The sequence below is a fragment of the Flavitalea antarctica genome, assembly GCF_054461535.1.
On record NZ_JBTLQG010000001.1, the window covers coordinates 584,338 to 608,708 of the forward strand.

A 24,371-nucleotide genomic window follows, 5' to 3' on the forward strand; every position below is an offset into this window, starting at 1 on the left:
GCGCGCTCATCGCATTTTAACCCTGAGCAGATAATTAGAAGCAGTGATATAGATGGTTTTACCATCCTGCGTCAGCACACAATTAGCGGCGACCACTCCATTCACCTTAATTTTTCCAATCAATTTACCAGCTTTGGTAAATATCCATATACCACCGGGTCCTGTGGCAAACACGTTGCCTGCTTTGTCAAATTTAAAGCCATCACATCCACCCATTCCCTTGTCATTACCGGGATCGTAAAACACTCTTGCATTAGTCAGGGATCCGTCTGATGCAATATCGAATGCATACCATTTGTTTTTCCCGGCATCAGAATCAGATACCATCAATGTTTTTCCATCCGGAAAAACACCGATGCCGTTTGGTTGGGAAATTGAGTCAATTAACAGGACTATTTGCCCTGTTTTGTTCATCCTGTAAACTCCCTGGAACGGTATTTCCTTTTTTGGATCCCCGGGTCTCTCAAAACCATATGACGGGTCAGTGAAATAGAGATCTCCACCTGCGGTTAGAAAAAGATCATTTGGACTATTTAGTTTTTTGCCATCGTATGCGCTGGCCACGGTAATATAATTAGGTTTGGGCGAATGCAGCGGGGCATCCATTCGGGCGATTCGCCTGTCACCGTGTTGACAAATCAATAATTCTCCATCATTTGAAAGCAAAAGCCCGTTAGGACCCAGGAATCCACCCCTTGCTACAGCACCTGTATAACCACCGGGTTTTAAATAGATTTCTTTCCCCTTTGATTCGGTCCATTTATAAATGGTATTGGCAGGGACATCGGAAAACAGTAGCATTTTTTCTTTCTCAAACCATAACGGCCCTTCAGTAAACTGAAACCCCTCTGCTATTATTTCAACTTTTGCGTTCTTGTTGATTATCCCTGAGAGTTCTTCTTCTATAAACTCAACAGTTCCGGTTCCTGGCCTGGTTTCCTGCGCAGATGCCGCAAGTAGTATTGCGGACAAAAACAATGAAATGGTAATCTTCTTCATAACCGTTTTTTATAATAATCTTTAGAAAAAAATAGCTCTTCTTACTGTTGGCCGATCGGCTACCAGGTTCTTTTACTCATCATCTTATCAACTTCAGCTCTGGTCATTTTACCTAATTCAGGGTGTTTCTCGAGCCATCGCAGAAATTCGGATTTTATTTCTTCGGTCCACTGACTGTCTATGTCACCAGTACTGTACTTTCCGGCACGCACCATCTCAAAACCAAACTGATCCTTGCGAATCACAAATTCACCGGTATTTACCACCTGCTCGGCTAAATGTGCGGGTACAAAAAGTACTCCTTCCTTTTGTGCAATGACCAGGTCGCCGGGAAGCACCATAACATTACCAATCCGGATTGCAGTATTGAGTCCCATCAACACCATTTCTTCAGTAAAAGAAGGATGGAAATCACGGACAAAGGCATTAAAACCTTTGATGTTTTTTATTTCCTGGAGATCCCTGGCGGCGCCATTAAAAACAACACCATTGCCGGATTTGCTATAGATAGAATTGGCTAAGGTAGCACCCATGATAGAACCACCGCTGATTTTTCCAAATGCATCAGCAATATAAAAATCACCTTTGGTCAGGATATCTATCGGCCAGGAATTGGTATTGCCCTTTCTGCCTTCCGCGGCCCCTCTTTCTTTGATCTTCTTTTCCACATCAGGACGGCTGGGCATATACATAGCGGTAAGCGCACGACCAGTCATCGGCGAGTCATTCAGCGTTTTCCAATTGCCTTCGAATTGATTTAAATACCCTTCGTTTTTTAGCACGGTCCAGGCATCGTCTATCATTATATATTTAGCCCTCATTAACAGGTTGTCGGGAATCTTTGGCCTTCCGTCTGGAAACCGATCTCCTTTCCATTCCGAGGTAAGAAAAATTAATTCCTCTTTAGAAATTGTTTGCGCGGGCAAATAAATGGTAAACAAAGTATTTAAAAGGACACAAAAAATACTACTAATTGCTTTCATGTATATATCAATTTAAATAGCGACTATTTAAATAGCGACTATTGGAGTTTTACGACATTTTCGAAATCATCCTTCAGTTTTATGACAAGCTTTTGAAAAATCTCAAAATGCTTCATATAAATACCATGGAGATTCTTATTGGGCGAATATTGTTCAGGTAAAACAATACTTTTTGCTGCCTCATCAAGGTTTTTGTAGATACCCATCTCGGTTGCACTGAGCAGGTATGCACCAATACCAACACTATAATTATGCTGGCTGATACTGACAGGCATATTAAAAATATCAGCAATAATCTGTGCACAAAGGGGGATCGATGCGAAGCTTCCGTTAATAGACAGACTGCTGAAAGCGCAATGTTCTTCTAACGTTTTTCCAATGCTGTATACCTCGAACAAAATCCCTTCCAATACCGCCCGGATAAAGTGTTGCCTTTCATGTTTTATATTAATTCCAAAGTAGACTCCCCTTGCATTAGCATCCCAGATTGGTGCCCTTTCGCCAAGCAGATAAGGCAGGAAAATAAGACCATCAGCACCTGCGGACACCTTTGACGCAATTGCGATCAGTTCATTCATCGAGTGTTCGAGGCCAAAGGGGTCCTTAAAATCACCAAACTGTTTTGCAAACCACTCTAGAACAATTCCACCATTATTCGTTGGCCCACCGGTCACATAGCAGTCTTCGGTAAGAAGGTAATTAAAAAGCCGTTGTTGCTTATCGTTTACTACTTTTTTTCCGATTACTCGTACTGCCCCACTGTCCTCGATCGTGATTGTAGCCTTCCGCCCGTCCCAAACACCGGCGCCCAGAGTAGCAAGACAGCCATCGCTTGAACCTACGATGATCTTTGTGTCCCCGTTGATACCCAACGAATTTTGATATGCTTTTTTTAATTTTCCTGCAGAAGAAAAAATTGGTACCAGGTCCGCCAGCTTATCGGTATTAATACCAGCATAATTCAATGCCTCAGGTTCCCATTTTACTGTATGTATGTTTAACAATCCGGTCGCTGATGCTAAACTGTAGTCAACCAGGTATTCACCGGTAAGCTGGTGAATGATATATGTTTTTAATGGAATGAATTTACTGGCCTGTTTAAATCTTTCTTTATCGTTATTTCTGAACCATGCGATTTTAAATAAAGGCGACATCGGATGTAAAGGAGTTCCCGTGGCAGTGTAAATAATTTTGCTGGCAGGAGTGTTCTTCATTTTCTGCACTTCTTTTATAGCGCGGTTATCAGCCCAGGTTATTGCATTACCCAGGGGAATTCCGTTCTTATCGATAGCCAATACACTATGCATTGAAGCGCTGAAACAAATTCCCGTCACTTTAATTTTCTCCGGATGAATATGCTCATTAAGGAGGTTTTTCAATACATATAACATCGTGATAAAAATCTGTTCCGGATCCTGTTCACTATAATCAGGTTGAGAATGAAATGTCGGATAAGATCCTTTCATTGAAGCCAGGGTATTTCCTTCAAGATCAAATGCAACTACTCTAACAGCATTTGTTCCGATCTCAATAGTAATTATGCAAGTTTTTTTTGATGACATAAAAATCATGAATTTAGATATTATTCTTCCTGAACTCACTTGGAGTATATCCGGTCAGTTTTTTAAATGTGGTGGCAAAATGCTGTGATGAATAAAAGCCTGTGTCAAGAGCAATAGATGTCACCCGCGCCCGCGGTTTCTTTAAAAGTCTGATGGCCTCCGAAATCCTGATATTAATGAGGTAGGTCATTGGTGAGAATCCAGTAAAACTTTTCACTTTATCACTGAATGCAGTGGTACCCAAACCCACCAATGCGGCCATTTCTTCCACGGTCCAGGGATGCGAAAGGTCTTTACGCAAAGATTCCTCCAATTTTAAAAAGGTTTGTGGAAAGTCCCGCTGAGAGTTGATTTGCTGTGTAAGCTTCCTGGTAGTCAGTATGAGTAATTCATCAATCAATTGATTTACCCTGGTTACATAACCGATTTCCTGGCTGAATAATTCATTACGTATGCGGGAAAAAATTGATCCTGCATCCGGCAATCGTGAAAGAACCGGTGCATGGTTGCAAAACAATATCTTTTTGATGGAAACAAATTCGGAAGCGGATATGTTACTCCATTTACCCAGGGAATTTTTACTTCCGGCACTCTGAATATTTATTCGAAGATTTAACCAGTAAAGTGTGCCGATATCGAGATAACCTTTGTCGGCAAACAGGTCTTGCCCTGGGAGTATCATCGCAAGATCGGTGGGATATAAGGTGTAGTTATCCCTGTTAACGACCCAATCAAATTTCCCATCAACAATATAATAAAAGCGCAGATACTCTGAGCATGGAGCATTAAAGGAGTTTAAACTTATCGAACTATTCTTTTTTAATGCAAATTCATTGATATGCACAAATTTTTGTAATTCATGAGAATCTTCATGTCGCAATACAAATTGACTCATCAAGCAATCGTTAGCAGATAAATATGTAAATAATGTTAATGGTAAATATCAGTGAAATCGTTTGGTATTCTGTACAAAATCCAACATTGGGATTTTGTGGAAGTTTCTTTCTGCAACAAATACGAATCTTGTACATGTAGTTCTCGCTTCTGTCATTTAATTTACAAAAACAACCTGGTCATAGGAAAAAAAGATTGCAAGCGGCATTTTTGCGTGGCTGTTTCCACAGGAGCTGAAGTCACTTATTCAACTTAACATTTCCAGATCAATGCTACCGGTGCGGATGCCTGGCGAGACATAAGTCATTAAATAACTGAAAAACCACGTTATATATAATTTCAGATGAGCAGAAAATTCAGAAGTCATGATTGGTTTGGCAAAGATGATAAGATGGGGTTCGTCCATCGTTCGTGGATGAGAAACCAGGGTTATCCCGACGATTACTTCCGTGGCCGGCCGGTAATTGGCATTTGTAACACCTGGAGTGAGTTTACCCCTTGTAATGGGCACCTTCGCGATTTCGCAGAAATTGTAAAACGCGGAGTGTTGGACGCGGGTGGCTTTCCACTGGAGTTTCCGGTTATGTCGTTAGGCGAAACAATAATGAAACCCACCACGATGCTGTTCAGAAACCTTGCAAGCATGGATACGGAGGAAAGTATCCGCGCAAATCCCATGGACGGAGTGGTATTACTGACTGGTTGTGACAAAACAACTCCCAGTACGTTAATGGGTGCATGCAGTGTTGACTTACCAACCATAGTTGTTCCCGGCGGACCTATGCTCAATGGAAGGTTCAAAGGAGAATGCCTGGGTTCAGGGTCATTCAACTGGATGATAAAAGAGAAAAAGTTAAACGAAAGTTATTCGGCTGAAGATGTACTGGAGGCAGAAATTGGAACGGCCCGGAGCCAGGGCCATTGCATGACGATGGGGACTGCTTCCACCATGGCCTGTATGGTAGAAGCGTTGGGGGTAACGTTACCCGGAGCCGCTACTATACCAGCAGTAGATTCCAGGAAAAAAGTAATGGCGCAATTGAGTGGCAGAAGGATTGTAGAAATGGTAAAAGAAGATCTGAAGCTTTCTAAAATCCTTACCCGGAAAGCCTTCGAAAATGCAATTGTAGTTAATGCCGCAATAGGTGGATCCACCAATTTCGTGCTGCACCTACAGGCGATTGCCGGGAGATTAGGCGTAGAACTAAATCTTGAAGACTTTGACAAAATAGGCAGCAGAATTCCTCTACTGGTCAACCTGAAACCTTCCGGCAAGTACTTAATGGAAGATTTTTTTTATGCCGGTGGTTTACCCGTTGTAATAAAGGCCCTGGAAAAATACCTGCATACTGAGATGATATCGGTAAATGGAAAGTCTATCAAAGAAAATTATAATAACCAGGTCTGTTATAACAAAGAAGTAATTGCTTCAGTTGAAGAACCCCTTCAGCACAACGCCGGAATCGCCGTTCTTAAAGGGAATCTATGTGTAGATGGCGCAATCATCAAGCCCTCTGCTGCATCACAACAGCTTATGAAACACCGGGGCCGTGCCGTAGTTTTTGAAACCATGGAAGATTATCACGCGCGGATTGACGAACCAGACCTGGATATCGATGAAACCTGTGTAATTGTTCTAAAAACAGTTGGACCGGTGGGTTACCCGGGAATGCCGGAGGTAGGAAATGTCGACCTTCCTGAAAAACTCTTAGCCAGGGGAGTAAAAGATATGATACGGATATCCGATGGTAGAATGAGCGGAACAGCCGCTGGTACCGTAATTCTTCATGTATCACCTGAGTCTGCTGTCGGGGGTACGCTGGCCCTGGTAAAAAATGGCGATATGATCGAGCTCGATGTAGAAAATCGGAGACTACATCTCGATGTCAGTGATGAGGAATTGAAAATAAGGAGAGCTGCCTGGGTGGCCCCGCCCGCCATGGCTACCAGGGGCTATGTTAAATTTTATCTTAATCATGTACAACAGGCACATCTTGGTGCTGACCTTGACCTTTTACAAGGTGGTTCAGGAGATATTGTGACAAGGGATTTGCATTAAGTAAATCATCTGACAGACCCTATAATTTTAACCTGGCCTGCGGATTTTTAAAAATCAAGAAGTAAAAGCTTAAAAATGAAGTTGTACAAAACCCAAAACGGAATCATTATAGAGAGCAAAGATGATTTTTATATCACTGAAAATGTGAGCTGGGATGACTTTATCAATGATGATAACCTACTGGAAAAAATAAACGCCCTTTTAATTTCAGGAAAAGCCAAAAAAACTGATTCAATAAACGATTCACAAATAATGGCTCCCGTGGGCAGGCAGGAATTGTGGGCCTGTGGTGTTACTTATCTGCGAAGCAAAATCGGGCGCCAGGAAGAATCAAAAGAAGCAGGCGGCGGGGACTTTTATGCAAAAGTTTATGAAGCGGAAAGACCAGAAGTTTTTTTTAAAGCCACGCCCAATCGTATTGTCGGAAACAATGATAAGGTCAGGATCCGTAAGGATTCCACCTGGGATGTACCTGAACCGGAATTGACTTTAGTAGTTACTTCGTCTGGAAAAATTGTTGGTTATACAATTGGTAATGACATGAGTAGCCGGAGTATTGAGGGAGAAAACCCATTGTATCTTCCACAGGCGAAAACATATGATGGGTGTGCTGCGCTTGGACCATGTATATATGTTACTGACAAGCCGCTAAACAGCAACACCACAATCCAGCTTTCGATCAGCCGAAACAATGTCAATGTTTTTGAGGATAAAATCGAGATTAATCAAATGAAACGCACTCTACAGGAACTCGTTTCTTTTGTTTTCAGGGAATGTAGTTTTCCTTACGGATGTTTAATTATGACGGGCACCGGCATTGTACCAGGAAATGATGTTACCTTAAAGAGCGGCGATCAGATTGTTATTACTATTGACAATATTGGCAAACTGATCAACACGGTAGCCTAAGAAAAGGTAAGGAATAAAAGCATCAACAAAGCAGGCATCCAACTCTATGCTGCAAATTCCAGACAGAATTTTGTAATATAGTAGCAGCATAAACAGTCATATGGAATTATTTATTATTCTTTTTGCCATTTGTTTACAAATATTTTTAACACTAAAAAAAGTAAGTCCTTTTCTATCATTACTTGTTGTGGCAATACTTTCCGGCCTTTTTCTAGGTATGGAGCCAATGCAAATCGCCAGGTCAGTTGAGAAAGGTGTTGGAAATACATTGGGTGGGCTGGCATTGATTATTTGCCTTGGGGCAATCCTTGGGAAAGTGCTCGAAACGGGCGGCGGAGCAGAAAAAATATCTGTTACACTTATCAATGGGTTTGGGCAAAAAAATATTCAGTGGGCGGTATTGATTACAGGTTTTTTAATTGGCCTCCCTTTATATTATAATGCAGGCTTTGTAATCCTGGTGCCATTGGTTTTCTCGATTGCCAGTAAAGCAAAACTACCTTTATTATATGTTGCCATCCCAATGGCTGCATCATTATCTACAACGCACTGTTTTTTACCCCCTCACCCAAGCCCTGTTTTTCTTGTTAATTCTTTTAAAGCTGACATGGGAAAGACTTTGATCTATGGATTAATTATTACTATTCCCGCTGTAATCATCGCAGGTCCTATATTAGGCCGGTTTTTAAAACGGGTCGAGGTTAATATAAAATCCTTTTTTTTATCCACGGAAGAAAATACGCATAAACAACTACCGGCTGCATTCCCGAGTTTTCTTATAGGCCTGTTACCCGTTATCTTAATAACATTAGCTGTAATAGCCAGCACATTTATGGCTGATACTGCTTTAAAAACATTGTTGATATTTATTGGAGAACCAACAATTGCAATTTTATTATCTGTTATTCTTGCTATCTGGTATTTTGGCTTAAGAGCAGGTAACTCAATGGAAGTATGTATGAAATGGCTGAACGATGCAATTTCAGGGATCGCCGTCATTCTGTTGATCATTACTGCAGGAGGTATTTTCAAACAGGTACTGCAGGATAGCGGGACAGACAAGTACATCGCGTCGTTCAGTGAAAAATGGCAGATGCCCCCCTTGGTATTTGCCTGGATCATAACTGCCCTGTTAAGAGTTGCGATTGGCTCTGCGACTGTAGCCGGCATCACTGCAGCCGGGGTCGTTACACCATTGGTCACATCAGGCGTTGTGACGCCGGAGTTGATGGTCCTCGCAGTAGGTGCGGGCAGTGTGTTTGGTTCACATATAAATGATTCCGGTTTCTGGATGTTTAAGGAATTTTTCAACCTGTCTCTTAAACAAACATTTTTGTCATGGACGGTTATGGAAACAACCATATCTGTTGTCGGGTTTCTCGGGGTATTGCTTTTGAACGCAATACTTTAGAGGCCCTATGGTATGCCCTGAATATGCAGCTTCATAACGCAGCTGCTCATGATACGGCTCTTCCTTATGCAGCAGCTCATGATGCAGCTGTAATTATCTGAGCTACCAAACCAATAAATAATATTTCGGAATGAAACGAATTCTTCTGATTATTCTCACAACTGTTTCTATAAAGTTGTTTGCGCAGGATTATAAAAGTTTCCCTATGTGGAATACTTCTTTGCCAATGGAGTTACGCGTTAACGATGTGGTAAGCCGCCTGACTTTAGATGAAAAAGTCAGGCAAATGGTTAATGCAACACCAGCGATTCCACGATTGGGCATCCTGGCATTTGACTGGTGGAATGAAACATTGCATGGAGTTGCAAGAACGCCTTTCAGAGTTACTTCTTACCCGCAGGCAATTGCAATGGCAGCCACATGGGACACCCTCTCCCTCTACCGGATGGCTGATTACAGTGCGATGGAAGGAAGGGCCATCCAGAATATTGCCATTGAGCAGGGAAAAACAAAGGAGAGATATCTTGGCCTGACTTACTGGACACCGAATATTAATATTTTTCGCGACCCGCGTTGGGGTCGGGGCCAGGAAACATACGGCGAGGATCCTTTTTTAACAGCAATGCTTGGCCGCGCCTTCGTAAGAGGGCTGCAGGGTGAGGATTCGAAATATTTAAAAGCTGCAGCCTGTGCCAAACATTATGCCGTACACAGTGGCCCCGAACCATCCAGGCACTTAGACAATTTCGATCCCTCCCCTTACGATTTATGGGACACTTATCTACCAGCTTTCAAAGAGCTGGTTACGAAAGCAAACGTAGAAGGTGTGATGTGTGCTTATAATGCAGTATACAAACAACCATGTTGTGCTAATGACCTCCTGATGAATGATATTTTACGAAAACAATGGAAATTTACCGGATATGTCACCAGTGACTGCTGGGCAATAGAAGACTTCTTCAAATATCATAAAACACATAAAGATTCTGTTTCTTCTGCAGTGGATGGTGTACTGCACGGTACAGATATCGAATGCGGAACCTCCGTTTATTATACGTTATCAGATGCAGTAAAACGAGGCATGATCAGTGAAGAACAAATAAATGTTTCACTGCGCAGGTTATTTACCACCCGCTATAAACTTGGAATGTTCGACCCGCCCACTATGGTAAAGTACGCTAATGCACCCGTTTCTACATTGGAGGCGCCAGAACACCAGGCACTCGCGTTGAAAATGGCGCAACAATCTATCGTGTTGCTCAAAAATGACAATAACACATTACCCCTAAAAAGAACGATAAAAAAAATTGCCGTGATCGGGCCCAATGCAGATAACCGGGTAGCTGTTCTGGGAAATTATAACGGCATACCTTCCAGGATCTCAACAGTACTGGACGGGATTAAACAAAAGCTGGGAGAAGGTGTTGAGGTTGTCTTCGAAAAAGGAACCACATTTGTTCACGACACGTTACTCGTTTATGCTGATATCAATAAACAGTTTACATGGAACGGCCGCCAGGGTTTCAAAGCAGAGTACTTCAATAACCGTGAACTAACAGGAGATGCCACAGCAACGGTAACAGAGAATGAAATCGACCATTCCTGGCAGGAAGGACAAACAGTTATCGGGAATATCATGGCAACCAATTTTTCAGCCAGGTACACGAGCAATTATACCGCAAATGTGAACGGCAGCATTACATTTGAAGTTGATGGGGATGATGGATATAAACTATTCGTCAACGGAACCGAAGTTCTTAACACCTGGTTGCGCAACAGGATGGGTGCCAGAACATACAAACTGGACATTCAAAAAGATTCAGTATATAAGATTGTGCTGGAATATTTTCAGGGCGCCGGCAAAGCCAACATCGCTTTAAGAGCCGGTCATTTTGTTCGCACGGACTATAATGCTTTGATCAATCGCGTAAAAGATGCAGATGTGATTATCTATGTTGGTGGCATTTCACCTCAACTGGAAGGTGAAGAAATGCCGGTAAACGCTCCCGGGTTTAATGGTGGAGACCGAACAACTATCCAGCTGCCAACCGTGCAAACATCCATGATGAAGTCTTTACATGAAACCGGTAAACCGGTGGTGTTTATTATGATGACCGGAAGCGCCATTGCCACACCCTGGGAAAGCGATCATCTTCCGGCCATCGTAAATGCATGGTATGGGGGACAAAGCGCAGGTACAGCTGTAGCCGATGTATTGTTTGGCGACTACAACCCTGCGGGAAGATTACCCGTGACCTTTTACAGGACAGAAAAAGACCTCCCTGATTTCAGTAACTATTCAATGGAAGGCAGAACTTATCGCTACTTTAAAGGGGAAGTATTATATCCTTTTGGTTTTGGGTTGAGTTATTCCACATTTTTGTATAGCACATTAAAACTGCCTTCTGCGAGCTCAAAGAACACAAGTATCACTGTAAATGCGGTGGTTAATAATACAGGCAAAATAGCAGGTGATGAGGTGGTTCAGTTGTATGTTTCCCATCATGATATAAAAGGAAAAGTGCCTTTGAAAGCTTTGAAGGGTTTTAAAAGAATTCATTTAAACCCCGGTGAAAGTAAACCTATACAATTTACGCTTACACCTGAACAACTAAGCCTGGTGAGTGAAGATGGCAAAACATACCAGCCAACCGGCAAAATAACGATTAGTGTGGGTGGTGGCCAGCCAGGAGTAAATCATGCAATGACCAGCAATGTAATCAGCAAACTCATAACCATTTACTAGGATCTGCACCTTCAATGATCATCCCACTGAAAGAAGAAACAAGCCACTACCCTGTCGTCCTTTCTTATCATTCATCTTCACCCAGACCCGGACCTCCACTTCAGCGTTGATTCATCCCGGAACGCTATGTAATTATTACAATTAAGATGTTTTTGAACTTCGGTTGACTGTAATCTGTTATATAATTCCGTAGTTTTAATTAATCTTATAATTTGATGACCAGTCGCAAAGAAGTAACAATCTACGATATTGCAGATAAGCTTAAACTTTCAGCCGCAACGGTTAGTCGCGCACTTCAGAATCACCCGGCAGTTAACAAAAAAACAAAGAAACGAATCCTGGATCTGGCAGTCGACCTTGGTTACAGAACTAACCATTTTGCCAGGAACCTCCGGAGCCAGCGATCTAAAACCATCGGGGTGCTGGTTCATGAGCTGAGAAGTAACTTCATAACTTCTGTTCTTGCAGGAATTGAAAAAGTTGCTACGGCAGAAGGATATGATCTCATTATTACCCACTCGTCTGAAAGCTTGTCGCAGGAAATTGCCAATGTCAGAAACCTGTTTGATAAACGGGTTGATGGGCTGATAGCGTCATTATCTTTTGAGACAGTAAACCTTGATCACTTTAATGCTTTTTACGAAAAAGGTGTGCCAGTGGTTTTTTTTGATCGGGTGGAACAGGATGGTAGCCGGACAGTGGTTGTGATTGATAATGAAAACTGTGGGTTTATTGCAACGCGGCACCTGATGGAACAGGGCTGTAAGAGGATTGCACATGTAACTTCAACATTAAGGAGGAACGTTTATTCACAACGTTTTAATGGCTATAAGCGCGCACTCGCTTCTGGTAAGTTGCCTTTTAAAAAGGAGCTTTTGATCCTCGAAGATCTGACCCAACATGCCGGGATTGATGCAGCGCAGCAAATTCTTAAATTAAAACCATTACCTGACGGAATTTTTGTCACAAATGATTTCCTTGCGGCAGTGGTAATAAAAACGCTTAAGGCCAGTGGAGTCTCAGTTCCAGGCGATATTGCTGTTGTGGGCTTTAATAATGATGCAATAGGAGAACTGATAGACCCAACTTTGACAACCATTAATTATCCAGGCCAAACTATGGGCGAAATTACGGCAAGGAACCTTATTGATCATCTTAAGGGTAATAGCACACTTGCCCAGACCAGCACTATCACTGTATATTCAAACCTTGTAATCAGGGAATCGTCGCTGAAAATACCTCCTAAAAAATAACCGGATAATGTTCACGGAATATTCACCTTGAACACACGCATCGAATCATTATTTATCGCGGCGATAACTATGCGGCTCCCGTCTGCATGCCGAACGACGGCCAGGTCCTTCACATCACCGGTCAATATAAAGCCGGTCCTTTGAGGCGGCAAAGGCCTGAAAACTTTATTATTACTGCCCTGGAGAAAGCAGCCATATGAAGCATCGTATGGACCCGTCATCACTTCCGCCTGGTATTCATTTCCCGCAAGCAAGAGATCGCGATTTCCGTCACCGTCAAAGTCTTCGCAATTGATGGCATTCACAGGTGAATACTGTGCCGCCAATGGTAAGATGTGTTTCCTGAACTTTCCCTCACCTACGTTTTCTAACCAGCATGTCCTGGTTTCGTCGCAATGGAATTTATGAATTGCTCCCTCAGGTATATCCTTAAAAATTTCATCATAACCTGCATTTGCGAAATTTTTATGTAAAAGAAATTTTTTTTTCAGGCCCGGAACCTGCTCCGACAGTCTTCCCCGGGTATAGCCTGGTACCGGCTCCGCCCTGCCCTTACTGTTCCTGATGTAATAAAAGAAGAAGGGGTCTATACTCCCATTATTATCAAGGTCTGTAGCAAATAACTGCATTGGTCTATCGGGACTAACGCCATATTCACAATTCAAACCCAGGTTTCCTGCGACCAGATCGGTGTCGCCATCATTATCTACATCTGCTGCCAGGAGACTTCTCCACATTCCGTTCATCTGCTGAAGCTCAGTGCTGTCCGTAGCCTCCGCCAGATGACCTGGGAAGTTTTTAAAGAACCGGATGGGCATCCATTCCCCTGCCACAACAAGATCAATCCGACCATCAGCGTTAAAATCTGTCCATAAGGCGGCAGTCAACATTCCGGGAGTCTGTAAAGCAGGGCAAACGATCTTCGTGACATCTTTAAAAATGCCATTATTATTTTGTAATAAAAAACTTCGTGGGGAGAGAGGATAATTCAGGGATATCCGGCCGCCGATAAATAAATCCAAATCCCCGTCATTGTCGTAGTCTCCAACAGTGGCACAACCAGCCATCGTCCTGACATCGGTTGGGATGGCCGAATCACTCAAAGAAAACTTTCCTTTTCCATTGTTCAGATAAAGCTTTGGCTGATAATAGGGAGATTCACTCTCGTATTGCATTCCCCCGCTGGTCACAAGCAGATCATTATCACCGTCACGATCAACATCAAAAAACAAGCAGTCATGATCCTCTGCATATTTGATACTATCGACCAGGTTTAAGCCGTCAAACTCCCGTTGATTATTTTGGGTAAAAAGTTTTCCCGAAAAATTGAAAGCTCCGCCGATGAAGAAATCGGCTATCTTATCTCCATTTATATCACTGACATCAATGAAAGGGCCCAATTGGGAATATTTTTGCGGCAGTAAGCGCTGGGCCACATAATCATTGAAAGAACTTTCCTGGTGCAGGTAAGACAATCCACCTGAACCGGTAATATCAGTAAAAATAGTATGGTGCGGCGTTTCACCTTGTTGGACTACAGGCAATGAGCTACTCCATACCACAGTTACCACTGTGTCGCTTTTTATGTTGGTTAGTAACTGCTGTCTCCCGTCGGGCCAGACAACGCGAACGGAATCTACTTTTCCTGACACACCAAGTCCAAAAAACAGGTCCTGATCTACCGATGAAAAATATCCACGCACCGGGTTTTGCTCGAGTTGCTGGATATTCCCGGGTTGATAAAGAGTTAATTTTGATCCAAATCCCTGCCTGTTGGACGATTCCCCTTTAAGTTTGATTTTAAGAAAATGTGAGCTGGCAGCCTTTGCGGGGCGGTTTGTGTTATTTATAAAAAGAAAGGCTGCCTTATTGATATTGTTTGTAACCAGGTCAAGATCGCCATCGTTATCAAGATCGGCAAAGGCGGCTCCATTAGACATGGATAATTCGTCAATGCCACCTTCATGAGAGAAATCTGTGAACTGGAGATTTTTGTTATTCAGAAACAAATAATTTGATAGATTAACATTGTCCAAAGATGCCAGCTCCTTTTGGATGGCTTTCTGTTTATCTTCCTTATTCAGGCTGTTGGTATATAGGTTATTACTGAATTCAAGAAAATCTGCATTGATAAAATCCCTTCCTATGCCATTGGTGATATGCATATCTTTCCACCCATCATTGTTAAGATCTGCCAGAAGTACGCTCCAGCTCCAGTCCGTTGCATGAATATTTGCAAGTCGGCCAATCTCACTGAAGAATGGTGTACCTGTATTGCCGGCTGTACTATTTCCATTATTCAGTTGCAGCATATTACGCATAAATTCAGGCTCATAGCCCATACGTCTTTCAGCCTCGTATCGCTCATAATTCATGAGCGAATAGGTGGTTTTTTTTCGCTCATTGGTTTCCGGAAGCATGTCAAGTGTTACGAGGTCGGTAAGCATATCATTATTGAGATCCGCTGCATCGGTTCCCATGCTTGAGTATGACTGGTGACGCATTGAACCGGCAATCACATTTGTGAATGTACCATCTTTGTTATTCTGCCATAAAAGGTCATTTGAAATGAAATCATTTCCAACATATACATCTGGCCAGCCATCGTTATTGAAGTCACTGACTGATATTCCAAGACCATAACCGTCTTCTTTTATATTTGCCTGAAGCGTTTGGTCAGAAAAAATGGGATGGCCACTCCCTGCACTATCACCATCATTCCGGTAGAGCCGGTCATTTGCCGGCGAATATCCCGAACGGTCCCTGGGAAATACAGTATTGGAGTTAGAGGGACTTAACAAGTAATTGGTCAGATACATATCAAGGTCGCCATCGCGGTCGTAATCAAAGAAAGCAGCCTGGGTTGAAAAGCTTGTGTCTGCCAGGCCGTAGTCATCAGCAGATTCACGAAAACCCAGATTATGGTCGTTAATATAAAGAAGGTTTTTAGACCGGCGTTTCAGATCTTTTCCAAATACACAGATATATATGTCATCGAATCCGTCCTGGTTCAGGTCCACTATACTCACACCGGTGCACCACGCCCTGGTAATCAATCCCGCGTTTTCAGTGATATCCTTGAAACGATTCTCTCCCTGGTTTATGTATAATCTGCAGGTTACCTGGTTGCCTGTAAAAAATATATCCTTCAACCCGTCATTGTTAAAATCGCCGATACCTACACCCCCACCCATGTAGCCAAATTCATTTATGAAAGAATACGATGAATCATCATCATGCAACTCATTGCTGAAGTCAATACCGGACTGGTGACTTTCTATTTTAGTAAATAAATGTTTAGCCTCATCGCTCTTGCAGGAAGACAAACACAGCGCGATGAAAAAAAATGTGACGGGCTGTATTAACGGAGCGATAATTTTCAAGCAGACATTTTTGTCGGGTTTATGAATCGGACCCAGGATTTAAATTAATAAAAAGGGACCACAAATGCCGGGTCCGCTTTTCTTTTGATACAATAATCACTTCCTGGCTTAATCCTCCATATGGTTCGGTTAAGTAATGTTATTTCAGTTTAGGGTTTGCCGAGATCTCACTGGCGGGGACTGGTAACATGTCCACCTGGCCAGGCATTGGATCTGTCATTATTGATGGGAAATATCCTTTCTTTCTCCATCGCAGAATATCAATATTAATAATTTCTTCCGCTGCCAGCTCTACCCAACGCTCATGCATAACCGCTTTAAGTGCCTCCTGTTTTGAGCCCAGCGTCACGGGTGGCATATTTACGCTTGGCCTTGCTCTCACTTCATTTATATAAGAGGCAGCCGGTGCCGGGGAACCCGTTTCTGCTTCGCATTCAGCCAGCATCAGCAGGACATCGGCATACCGGAGCAGGCGCTGGTTAAGGCCACCATAGTGATTTCCTGAATTCACCCAGTCATAAATATTGTATTTTCTAAAAAACCGTTTTTTTGTCACTCCGTTTTTAGTCGATGTGGTAGTATTTATATCAGCCGCTAGGAGTACTTTCGGCGCCTGGGTGGCAGATTGTGTAAGAATCATATCCCCCTCTTCCCAAATTGTAAATTTGAAACGTGGATCATTCGCTTCGTATTCATTCAACAATCGATCTGATGGTATCACATTGCCCCATGTCTTACCCCAGTCCTGCGTCCTGGCGTTAGCCAATGGGCTGGTTGACCCTTCCCCGGTATAACCCCAGTTAAAACTTCCGTCTCCCCTGTCAACAAAGACTACCTCGAATATAGATTCACTATTAAATTCATGACCGGCAAATGCAGCGGTTCCGTCATCATTTCTGACATCCCCGTCAAAATTCCACTGATAGTTACTTACCAGGCTGTATTTTCCGACGAGGGTCAACAATGAAGCTTTCGCACCTGCGTAATCGCCCTTTTGTAACAAAACACGACCCAGCAGTGCAGCAGCAGCGCCTGAAGTAGCGCGTCCATTGTCTGCCGGTCCGTAAGTAGCGGGTAAACCTTTCACGGCATCGGTGAGGTCCTTGACTATCAGGTTGTATACTTCTGCAGCCGCCGTCTTACCCTGGAAGTCGGTTACACCAGTGACTGGTTCCGTATAAACAGGAACATCGCCCCATTGAGAGACCAGTTCGAAATATGCCCAGGCACGGAGAAATTTTGCTTCGTTTACTGTCCGGTCACGTAATGGCGCATTATCCGTAACGTCGGGGGCCTTAGCCAATACCTGGTTCGCGCGATTGATCATATGGTAACTACCTATCCAGATACTTGTCATTACAGAATTAGTTGCTGCAGGAGTAGGTTGCCTGAGCAACTCCGCCCTTGGGGCCTCGAGTTGTGGACCACCCGCAGCATATTCACCTCCGCGCATATCATGCAAAGTGTACCATTCCCGCGCAAGCATGTTCCCCGACCTCAGAATGGAATACACTGCATTTACGCCATTTTGCAATTCTGCGGCAGTTTTAAAATAGCTCTCGCTGGTCGGGTTATTCTGATCGAGCACATCCAATCGCTGGGTACAGGCAATAACAAGCGCCATAGCCAGCAGAAACAAGAGGTGCGTTTTTTTTATAGTTGATCTCATATTTTTATCATTTAAAGATTATTGGTTTTGATCATCAAAATCCCACCTGCAGACCAAATAATACTGATTTTGGTTGTGGATAAACGGCAAAGTCGATTCCGTTTGTCAACGATGAGTTTGGAGTGCGGTTGCCTACTTCAGGATCATATCCCGAGTAGTTTGTAAATGTCAGCAGATTCTGGGCTGAAATATAAAGTCGCAGGTTCTTGACTGTTCCATGTGTAAGAGAGTTTAAAGCTGGCGCGGGAATGCTGTAGCTCAGCATAACATTTTTTAAACGCAGGTAAGAACCGTCTTCCAGGAAACGGGTGGATGGACGGGAATTCTGATTGGGGTCGGCAGAAATGGCACGCGGTATATCCGTGTTAGTGTTTGTGGGTGTCCACGCGTTCAGCACCTGAGTGCCGGCGTTAAAGAAACGTACCATTCCCTCTGTAACCACGCGCGTAGCATTATAGATCTTATTTCCCTGTACGCCCTGGAGAAACAGCGTTAAATCAAAATGATGATAGCTGGCGCCGAGGTTAAGGCCATAACTGACTTTAGGAATAAAACTTCCCATAAAGACCCGGTCTTTTAAATCAATAATTCCGTTTTTATCCTGGTCTTTAAATTTCAGGTCACCGGGTGCAGTACCTGCTGTTTGCACGGCATGCCCCGACACTTCACCGGCATTCTGGAAAATACCCTCAACCTCCCATCCATAAAAAGACTGGATTGCCTGGCCAACACTGGTATTGGTGATCGCCGACGCACCGAAATCATTATCTGCTCCTGCTTCAATGTTTGTTACACCCTCTGCGAGCCTGGTCACTTCATTTGTTACAAAACTCAGGTTGGCAGATGCATTCCAGGTAAAATCTCCCTGGCGCTTATTGTATCCTACAAGAAACTCGAAACCGGAGTTGTTCATCGCCCCAACATTCTGATTTACCGTAGTAGTAAGAAACCCAAATGAAGGGGGCAGCGGGACACTAAGTATAAGATTATCCGTTTTGCGGTTGTAATATTCAGCAGAGAAAGTAAGTGCATTATTAAACAAACCAAGGTCTAGCCCGATATTAAGTTGTTCCGTTTTCTCCCATTCAAGTTCCTTGTTCCCCAGACCCTGTATGGAGGAGTTTGCACCAGCCGTTTGCACATTATTGAATGGATAATAGGCACTGTTCGCGGCTACACTCACAAGCCAGGGTGTATTTCCAAGAATCGTTCCGTTCAAACCCGTCAGTCCGTATCCGGCACGCAATTTCAGTTCTGAAATAATATTCTGGTTCTTCATAAATTCCTCCTGATCCATTCTCCAACCGATAGACCCTGATGGAAAGGTGGCCCATTTTTTTCCTGGAGCCCATACCGAAAGGCCATCGCGCCGCACTGCCACGCTTACAATATATTTATTCTTAAAATCGTAGTTTACCCGGCCAAGGTATGAGATCAGCGAATTTTCACCCACCAGTGTTTGCACAAATGGATTGGTGGCATTATTAAGTGTTTTTAAGTCGTTGGACGCCTGGCGACCGTTTGCATTTTCAGTCTTCGTGTCCTGGTTTTGTTGCTCGTAAACGGCTATTGCATTTATATGATGGTCACCAAACGTTTTATCGAAAGTAAGCTGTTCTGTAAAAAGCATTACTGTCGAAATATTCCGGTTATTCGTTATTGTTGCGAGCGTTGCACTTGAACCTGCAACAGTCCCATTATCACTGAATATTGGTGAAAATCGATAATCCAGGGTATTGGCGTAATCAACACCAAACGTTGAACGGAATTTCAGCCATTTTGTAAAATTGATATCGAGGTAAGCCGTACCAAATACTTTTACTCTTTTGCGGTTACCGGGGTTTTTTAGTTCTGCATCTTCAACAGGATTGGTTGGATCACCGCCATCCCGTGGGGCATCAACCCCGCGATAGCCGCCGTTTGATGTAGGATCATAAACAGGGATATGCGGCATCATCTTAATCACATTTACAATATTCGTCCGTGACTGGGTTTCGTTATTGTCGTATGCCTGATCACTATGTGCGACATACAGATTTTCGCCGAATGTGAATACTTTGCTTATGACATGGTCTGAATTAATGCGAAAATTATAACGACGATATCCTACTGCAGGTCCGGTACCTTCCTGGTCGGTAAATCCGGCCGAAGTGTAAAACCTCGAAGCTTCATTGCCGCCGCCGAGGCTGAGGTTGTGTTGTGTCATAAAGCCAGTTCTGAAATAGGCATCCTGCCAGTCTGTATCAGTCTGACCATAGGTTTGTTTGGCGCCCGGGTAAACCGGCTCATTAATCTGGGGATCCGATAATCTCGGGATCTGACTTCCCCGGTATGCAAGCGCATACTGCATAAACTGTTTGGTGTTGAGAAGGTCAAGCCTTGAGGTCACTTCCTGGAAACCTACAAAGGATTCCAGGTTAATGGCCAGTTTGCCGTCACGTCTTCCCTTCTTGGTAGTTACCATAACAACACCGCTCGATGCACGCGAACCGTAAATTGCAGCTGCGGATGCATCTTTTAATATATCTACAGATTCGATATCCCTGGTGTCAATAGAAGCAAGATCACCCGTGGGGAAGCCGTCCACAACATACAAAGGATCTGAAGCAAAACTGATCGAACTGATCCCGCGGATCCTGACGATTGGCTCTGTTCCCGGGCTACCATTATTGGTTACCGTTACGCCAGGTGCACGACCCTGTAGTGCCTGCGAGATTGAAATCGCTGGCAACTCATTTAAAATTCTGCCGTTGACACTGGAAACCGCGCCGGTTACCAACGCGCGACGCTGAGTTCCGTAACCAACAACGATCACATCTTCAAGGGAGCTATCTGATGCCTCCATCGTTACAGATATTGAGCTTTTACCTGCGATATCTACATCCTGGCTAACCATCCCTACAAAGGAAAATCTCAGGGTTGTGGCATTATCATCAACCACGATGGAAAAAAAGCCTTTTGAGTCGGTGGTGGTGGCAGTCTGGGCACCCGGCACCTGCACGGAAACTCCGGAAAGTGGTTCCCCTTTTGAAGAAATAACTGTACCGGTAATTGTTCGGACAATCGTTCCGTTAAAATCCTTTCCCGGGCTCGCCTGCGAAACGGTGATAAATGCAAAGAGTATAATGAATACAAAGCTGGTTACCGTAAGCAGCTTAGTCATTAATGGCTTGAGCGCGGCGCATATGCAAGTTTGGTTTGGTGTCATACCTGAATTTTGGTGTAGTTAATAAAAGACTATTAGAGAGGATGGTCTAATAAAAGAGTAGTAGAGAGGGTGGTCAGCACAGAAGGGTAAATGGCACGCACAGTTTCACTCGATTGCAATAAGATTGCTGATCCGGTAAAATTAACTGGCGGGTAAGCGAAACAGATTCATCTGGCCCGAACTAAAATGGGGCATAGTAATCAAAGATACCTTTGTGACGGATTTATATGAGCGAATAGAAGGAAAGGGCCGCAACGCCATGCCTGGAAGCCAATACCAGCAGCCACTTTTACTTATGGGATGATATAAATGACATATCATCTGCAGACAGGTATGATTTTTTTCCATATCGCAATTTTTCAGAATCGTATACAACTTGACCGCAATCGCAATACAACTTACGACTTTTTGCAATCGATTGCATAAATTCTCAAAAAAATATTTGGTGATGACTTGCTCGCTGACATTTTTGTTTCCGGAAGTCTTTTTGCAGTAGTTGAGACATCAGGGTTAGTGGGAACAACGGAGCGCCACCTGTGAAGTTTACCAATTGAATTATTGTTCAAAATGAATATATTTAGGATAGACTTATTACTCAGATGATTCATCCCGATCACTCTTTTCCTTTAAACAGATAACCTCCAACACATATCCTATCAAAAAAGCCAGCTGATTAAAAAGTAATGCCTGCTAAGGGAAGACAGGTGTATTCAATTTCAGTTGCGTCCACCTGGTATGGTCCCTGCTCCCACCAGGCATTTGCAAATGGAGGGAATATTGATAAAAAGGCAGGAGCACTATGAAAGTAACACCAGATAAAAAAAACCTGTATTAGTAAACCCTGCATCAGAAGTTACCCGATATGAAAACCGTGGTAAAAGACAATCAGGATATGTAAACTCCCTGGATAAGATAAACTCTGCATAAGATAAACCCTGAATTAGTTAACGCTGGATAATTTAACCCTTGGCTACAGAAACCGTAGATAAAGAAATTGCGCGGATAAAGAAGATTGCGGGAACATTTCTCCGCCATCCGCGGCAGCTCAACAAAATGTTTGAGTCGGATAGCGAGGTTATCTCCATCGAGGGCTTACACGAGCCTTACCTGGTTGCCAAGACCGATGGCATTTATGAAGAGATCTCCACAGGCCTCTACAAAGACCCCTACCTGATTGGCTGGATGGCCATTACCGTAACTGTTAGTGACCTTGCAGCCACGGGGGCAAACCTCACGGGAATCCTGCTCTCGCTCCAGGTGCCAGGTTCACATGAGGAAAGCTGGATGAAGGCATTTCAACAGGGCATTAATGAAGCCTGCGCAGTATATGACACCTACATACTGGGAGGTGATACCAATTTCACTCAACATGTTTCTGTTAATACTACCGGTCTTGGTTTCGTCTCGAAACCAATGTCCCGCACCGGAGTACATCCTGGTGACCTGCTTTATGCAACTTCGACGCTGGGATCAGGGAACATGTTTGCCTACTCAGTGTTTTTTGATAACTCCGTTCAACACTTTTACAAGCCAACAGCACGTCTGCAGGAAAGCAAGCTGATACGATCGTTTGCCACAGCCTGTATTGACACAAGTGACGGCCTATTCCCCGCCCTTTCTGTGCTCGCTGAAATAAACAGTACTGGTGTGCAATTTTATGAACCGCTGCAGGCCTTTTTGTCATCCGAAACCGGGGTTACCTGTGAGAAAGCCGGCATACCGTCCTGGTTATTCCTGGCCGGTCCTCATGGCGAATATGAACTGTTGTTTACAATTTCTCCCGCGCAACAGTCAGCATTTGAGAAAGCCTGTATCGCAGCCAACTGGCTGCCCCTGCTACTAGGTGAAGCAACTCAGGATAAAGAACTAACATTTGTCTCTGAACAACTTGAGATAACCTGCCATCCATCGGAAATAGCCAATCTCTATCACGAATCCGGGGGAGACATTAACACCTATTTCGATATGCTGATGCGAAAGCACCGTCATTGGTGTGATTGTAAAGAGAATGCTAACAAGAATGCTGACCCGAAAACCTACTCATCATGTTAACAAAAAATGCCGACCTGAAATCCGTTCAAAAACTTTCTCAACATCAGAAACTCTCCAGGAGGATCGAACTTTTCAAAAAGATGATCCCTACCAGGGAAACAACCTATCTGCGGACTGTAGTTTCTGCTGCTGACAGAGAGGTTGTAGTGGAGGACCCGTCTTCAGGCGAACTTCAGAAGATGACGATGTTTGCATCAAACAATTACCTTGGCCTTGCCAATCATCCGATTGTCAAACAGCGCGTAATCGAAGCCGTTAATAAATACGGTTCCGGCATTGGCGGGCCGCCGCTTCTGAATGGCTATAACAAACTCATAGCCCAAACAGAAGAACGCCTTGCTGCACTGAAAGGGCAAGAGGCAACAATTCTTTTTTCATCTGGCTTTATGGCCAACCTGGGTATTATAAGCACATTGGCAGGAGTAAATGATGTGATACTTTATGATGAGCTCAGCCATGCTTCATTTTGTGATGGCATGAAACTGACGCATGCAAAAGCCTTTTCGTTTCCCCATAATAATCTCCAAAAGTTGAAAGATCTGTTAGCAGCATTTGGCGATACTGCAGGAACGGTCTTTGTTTGTGTAGAAGGCGTTTACTCCATGGATGGCGATCTCGCGCCGTTGCCCCTGATCAGTGATCTATGCAAAAGCTACGGTGCAGTGCTGATAGTAGATGATGCACATGGAACCGGTGTGATGGGCGAAGGTGGCAGCGGAACTGCTACACACCTGGGCTGCGCGGAGAACATCGACTTAACTCTGGGTACGTTCAGCAAAGTATTTGCAGTATGCGGGGGTTTTTTATCCGGCAGCGCAGACCTCATCAACTACCTCCGCTTTAATACCAGGTCGTATATTTTTTCAGCATCGATTCCCCCCCCGGTGACAGCCGCGGTTCTAGGTGGACTGGAAGTAATCGAAAGAGAACCGTGGTTAAGAACACAGTTGATGGATAACGCTTCTTATGCCATACAAAGACTGGAACGATTTAACTTCTGCGCTAAACCGGAAGCGGCAATCATAGCGTTGAAGATCCCGGAAGGAATGAATATCCGTGCAGCCTCCTTCCTGTTTCACTACAAAGGCATATTTATCAACGCCATTGAGTATCCGGCCGTGCCTGTAGACGGACAACGTTTTCGAATCAGCCTGATGGCGCAGCATACAAAAAATGACATAGATCGTCTAGCCGAAGCTGTTGAAGAGGTATGGAACGATCCACAAGCATATTTTGAATAAAG

General features: G+C 43.6%; 14 protein-coding genes. 7 read left to right on the forward strand and 7 right to left on the reverse strand.

Annotated features, from left to right (window positions below; genetic code table 11):
* Positions 1–6: 6 nt before the first annotated feature.
* Genes ACX0G7_RS01985 through ACX0G7_RS02000 form a run of 4 tightly spaced genes read right to left on the reverse strand, consistent with a single transcriptional unit; the run spans position 7 to position 4,439 of the window.
* Positions 7–999, reverse strand: a complete 993-nt coding sequence (locus ACX0G7_RS01985) for an SMP-30/gluconolactonase/LRE family protein (RefSeq protein ID WP_458921731.1) — start codon at positions 997–999, stop codon at positions 7–9.
* Positions 1,000–1,058: 59 nt separating this feature from the next.
* Complete coding sequence (locus tag ACX0G7_RS01990; protein WP_458921732.1) at positions 1,059–1,982, reverse strand: RraA family protein; 924 nt, start codon at positions 1,980–1,982, stop codon at positions 1,059–1,061.
* Positions 1,983–2,020: 38 nt separating this feature from the next.
* Positions 2,021–3,544, reverse strand: coding sequence for a gluconokinase (locus tag ACX0G7_RS01995; RefSeq protein ID WP_458921733.1), 1,524 nt, complete (start codon positions 3,542–3,544; stop codon positions 2,021–2,023).
* A 13-nt stretch (positions 3,545–3,557) separates the two neighbouring features.
* Positions 3,558–4,439: a helix-turn-helix domain-containing protein gene (locus ACX0G7_RS02000; protein WP_458921734.1), complete on the reverse strand. Its 882-nt coding sequence runs from the start codon at positions 4,437–4,439 to the stop codon at positions 3,558–3,560.
* A 342-nt stretch (positions 4,440–4,781) separates the two neighbouring features.
* Here ACX0G7_RS02000 and ACX0G7_RS02005 point away from each other — a divergent pair, with 342 nt between their 5' ends.
* From ACX0G7_RS02005 to ACX0G7_RS02025, 5 genes are all read left to right on the forward strand, one after another.
* Positions 4,782–6,497, forward strand: a complete 1,716-nt coding sequence (locus ACX0G7_RS02005; protein WP_458921735.1) for an IlvD/Edd family dehydratase — start codon at positions 4,782–4,784, stop codon at positions 6,495–6,497.
* 75 nt (positions 6,498–6,572) lie between these two features.
* Entirely contained in the window at positions 6,573–7,406 is an 834-nt protein-coding gene (locus ACX0G7_RS02010) for a fumarylacetoacetate hydrolase family protein (protein WP_458921736.1), read from the forward strand.
* A gap of 100 nt (positions 7,407–7,506) precedes the next feature.
* On the forward strand, positions 7,507–8,817 hold the full coding sequence (locus tag ACX0G7_RS02015) for a gluconate:H+ symporter (protein ID WP_458921737.1): 1,311 nt from the start codon (positions 7,507–7,509) through the stop codon (positions 8,815–8,817).
* A gap of 130 nt (positions 8,818–8,947) precedes the next feature.
* A complete protein-coding gene (locus tag ACX0G7_RS02020; RefSeq protein WP_458921738.1) occupies positions 8,948–11,563 on the forward strand; it encodes a glycoside hydrolase family 3 C-terminal domain-containing protein in 2,616 nt (871 codons plus the stop codon).
* Between the two features lie 215 nt (positions 11,564–11,778).
* Entirely contained in the window at positions 11,779–12,816 is a 1,038-nt protein-coding gene (locus ACX0G7_RS02025) for a LacI family DNA-binding transcriptional regulator (protein WP_458921739.1), read from the forward strand.
* An 11-nt stretch (positions 12,817–12,827) separates the two neighbouring features.
* On the opposite strand, the gene ACX0G7_RS02030 is transcribed toward ACX0G7_RS02025, so the two are convergent.
* The 3 genes from ACX0G7_RS02030 to ACX0G7_RS02040 form a co-directional block, all read right to left on the reverse strand.
* Entirely contained in the window at positions 12,828–16,199 is a 3,372-nt protein-coding gene (locus ACX0G7_RS02030; RefSeq protein WP_458921740.1) for an FG-GAP-like repeat-containing protein, read from the reverse strand.
* Positions 16,200–16,338: 139 nt separating this feature from the next.
* Positions 16,339–17,868, reverse strand: coding sequence for a RagB/SusD family nutrient uptake outer membrane protein (locus tag ACX0G7_RS02035; protein ID WP_458921741.1), 1,530 nt, complete (start codon positions 17,866–17,868; stop codon positions 16,339–16,341).
* Between the two features lie 34 nt (positions 17,869–17,902).
* On the reverse strand, positions 17,903–21,031 hold the full coding sequence (locus tag ACX0G7_RS02040) for a SusC/RagA family TonB-linked outer membrane protein (protein ID WP_458921742.1): 3,129 nt from the start codon (positions 21,029–21,031) through the stop codon (positions 17,903–17,905).
* 1,011 nt (positions 21,032–22,042) lie between these two features.
* On the opposite strand from ACX0G7_RS02040, the gene ACX0G7_RS02045 reads away from it, so the two are divergent.
* Together ACX0G7_RS02045 and ACX0G7_RS02050 are read left to right on the forward strand one after the other, a co-directional pair.
* Positions 22,043–23,128: a thiamine-phosphate kinase gene (locus ACX0G7_RS02045; protein WP_458921743.1), complete on the forward strand. Its 1,086-nt coding sequence runs from the start codon at positions 22,043–22,045 to the stop codon at positions 23,126–23,128.
* Positions 23,122–24,369, forward strand: a complete 1,248-nt coding sequence (locus tag ACX0G7_RS02050) for an aminotransferase class I/II-fold pyridoxal phosphate-dependent enzyme (protein ID WP_458921744.1) — start codon at positions 23,122–23,124, stop codon at positions 24,367–24,369. The genes ACX0G7_RS02045 and ACX0G7_RS02050 overlap by 7 nt, the downstream gene beginning before the upstream one ends.
* The last annotated feature ends 2 nt before the right edge of the window (positions 24,370–24,371 follow it).

Bases quoted from the DNA above. Each gene is read 5' to 3' on its own strand.
- ACX0G7_RS02040 (WP_458921742.1), bottom strand. From the start codon at position 21,031: ATGACTAAGCTGCTTACGGTAACCAGCTTTGTATTCATTATACTCTTT.
- ACX0G7_RS02050 (WP_458921744.1), top strand. From the start codon at position 23,122: ATGTTAACAAAAAATGCCGACCTGAAATCCGTTCAAAAACTTTCTCAA.
- ACX0G7_RS02035 (WP_458921741.1), bottom strand. From the start codon at position 17,868: ATGAGATCAACTATAAAAAAAACGCACCTCTTGTTTCTGCTGGCTATG.
- ACX0G7_RS01990 (WP_458921732.1), bottom strand. From the start codon at position 1,982: ATGAAAGCAATTAGTAGTATTTTTTGTGTCCTTTTAAATACTTTGTTT.
- ACX0G7_RS01985 (WP_458921731.1), bottom strand. From the start codon at position 999: ATGAAGAAGATTACCATTTCATTGTTTTTGTCCGCAATACTACTTGCG.
- ACX0G7_RS01995 (WP_458921733.1), bottom strand. From the start codon at position 3,544: ATGTCATCAAAAAAAACTTGCATAATTACTATTGAGATCGGAACAAAT.
- ACX0G7_RS02010 (WP_458921736.1), top strand. From the start codon at position 6,573: ATGAAGTTGTACAAAACCCAAAACGGAATCATTATAGAGAGCAAAGAT.
- ACX0G7_RS02015 (WP_458921737.1), top strand. From the start codon at position 7,507: ATGGAATTATTTATTATTCTTTTTGCCATTTGTTTACAAATATTTTTA.
- ACX0G7_RS02020 (WP_458921738.1), top strand. From the start codon at position 8,948: ATGAAACGAATTCTTCTGATTATTCTCACAACTGTTTCTATAAAGTTG.
- ACX0G7_RS02000 (WP_458921734.1), bottom strand. From the start codon at position 4,439: ATGAGTCAATTTGTATTGCGACATGAAGATTCTCATGAATTACAAAAA.
- ACX0G7_RS02005 (WP_458921735.1), top strand. From the start codon at position 4,782: ATGAGCAGAAAATTCAGAAGTCATGATTGGTTTGGCAAAGATGATAAG.
- ACX0G7_RS02025 (WP_458921739.1), top strand. From the start codon at position 11,779: ATGACCAGTCGCAAAGAAGTAACAATCTACGATATTGCAGATAAGCTT.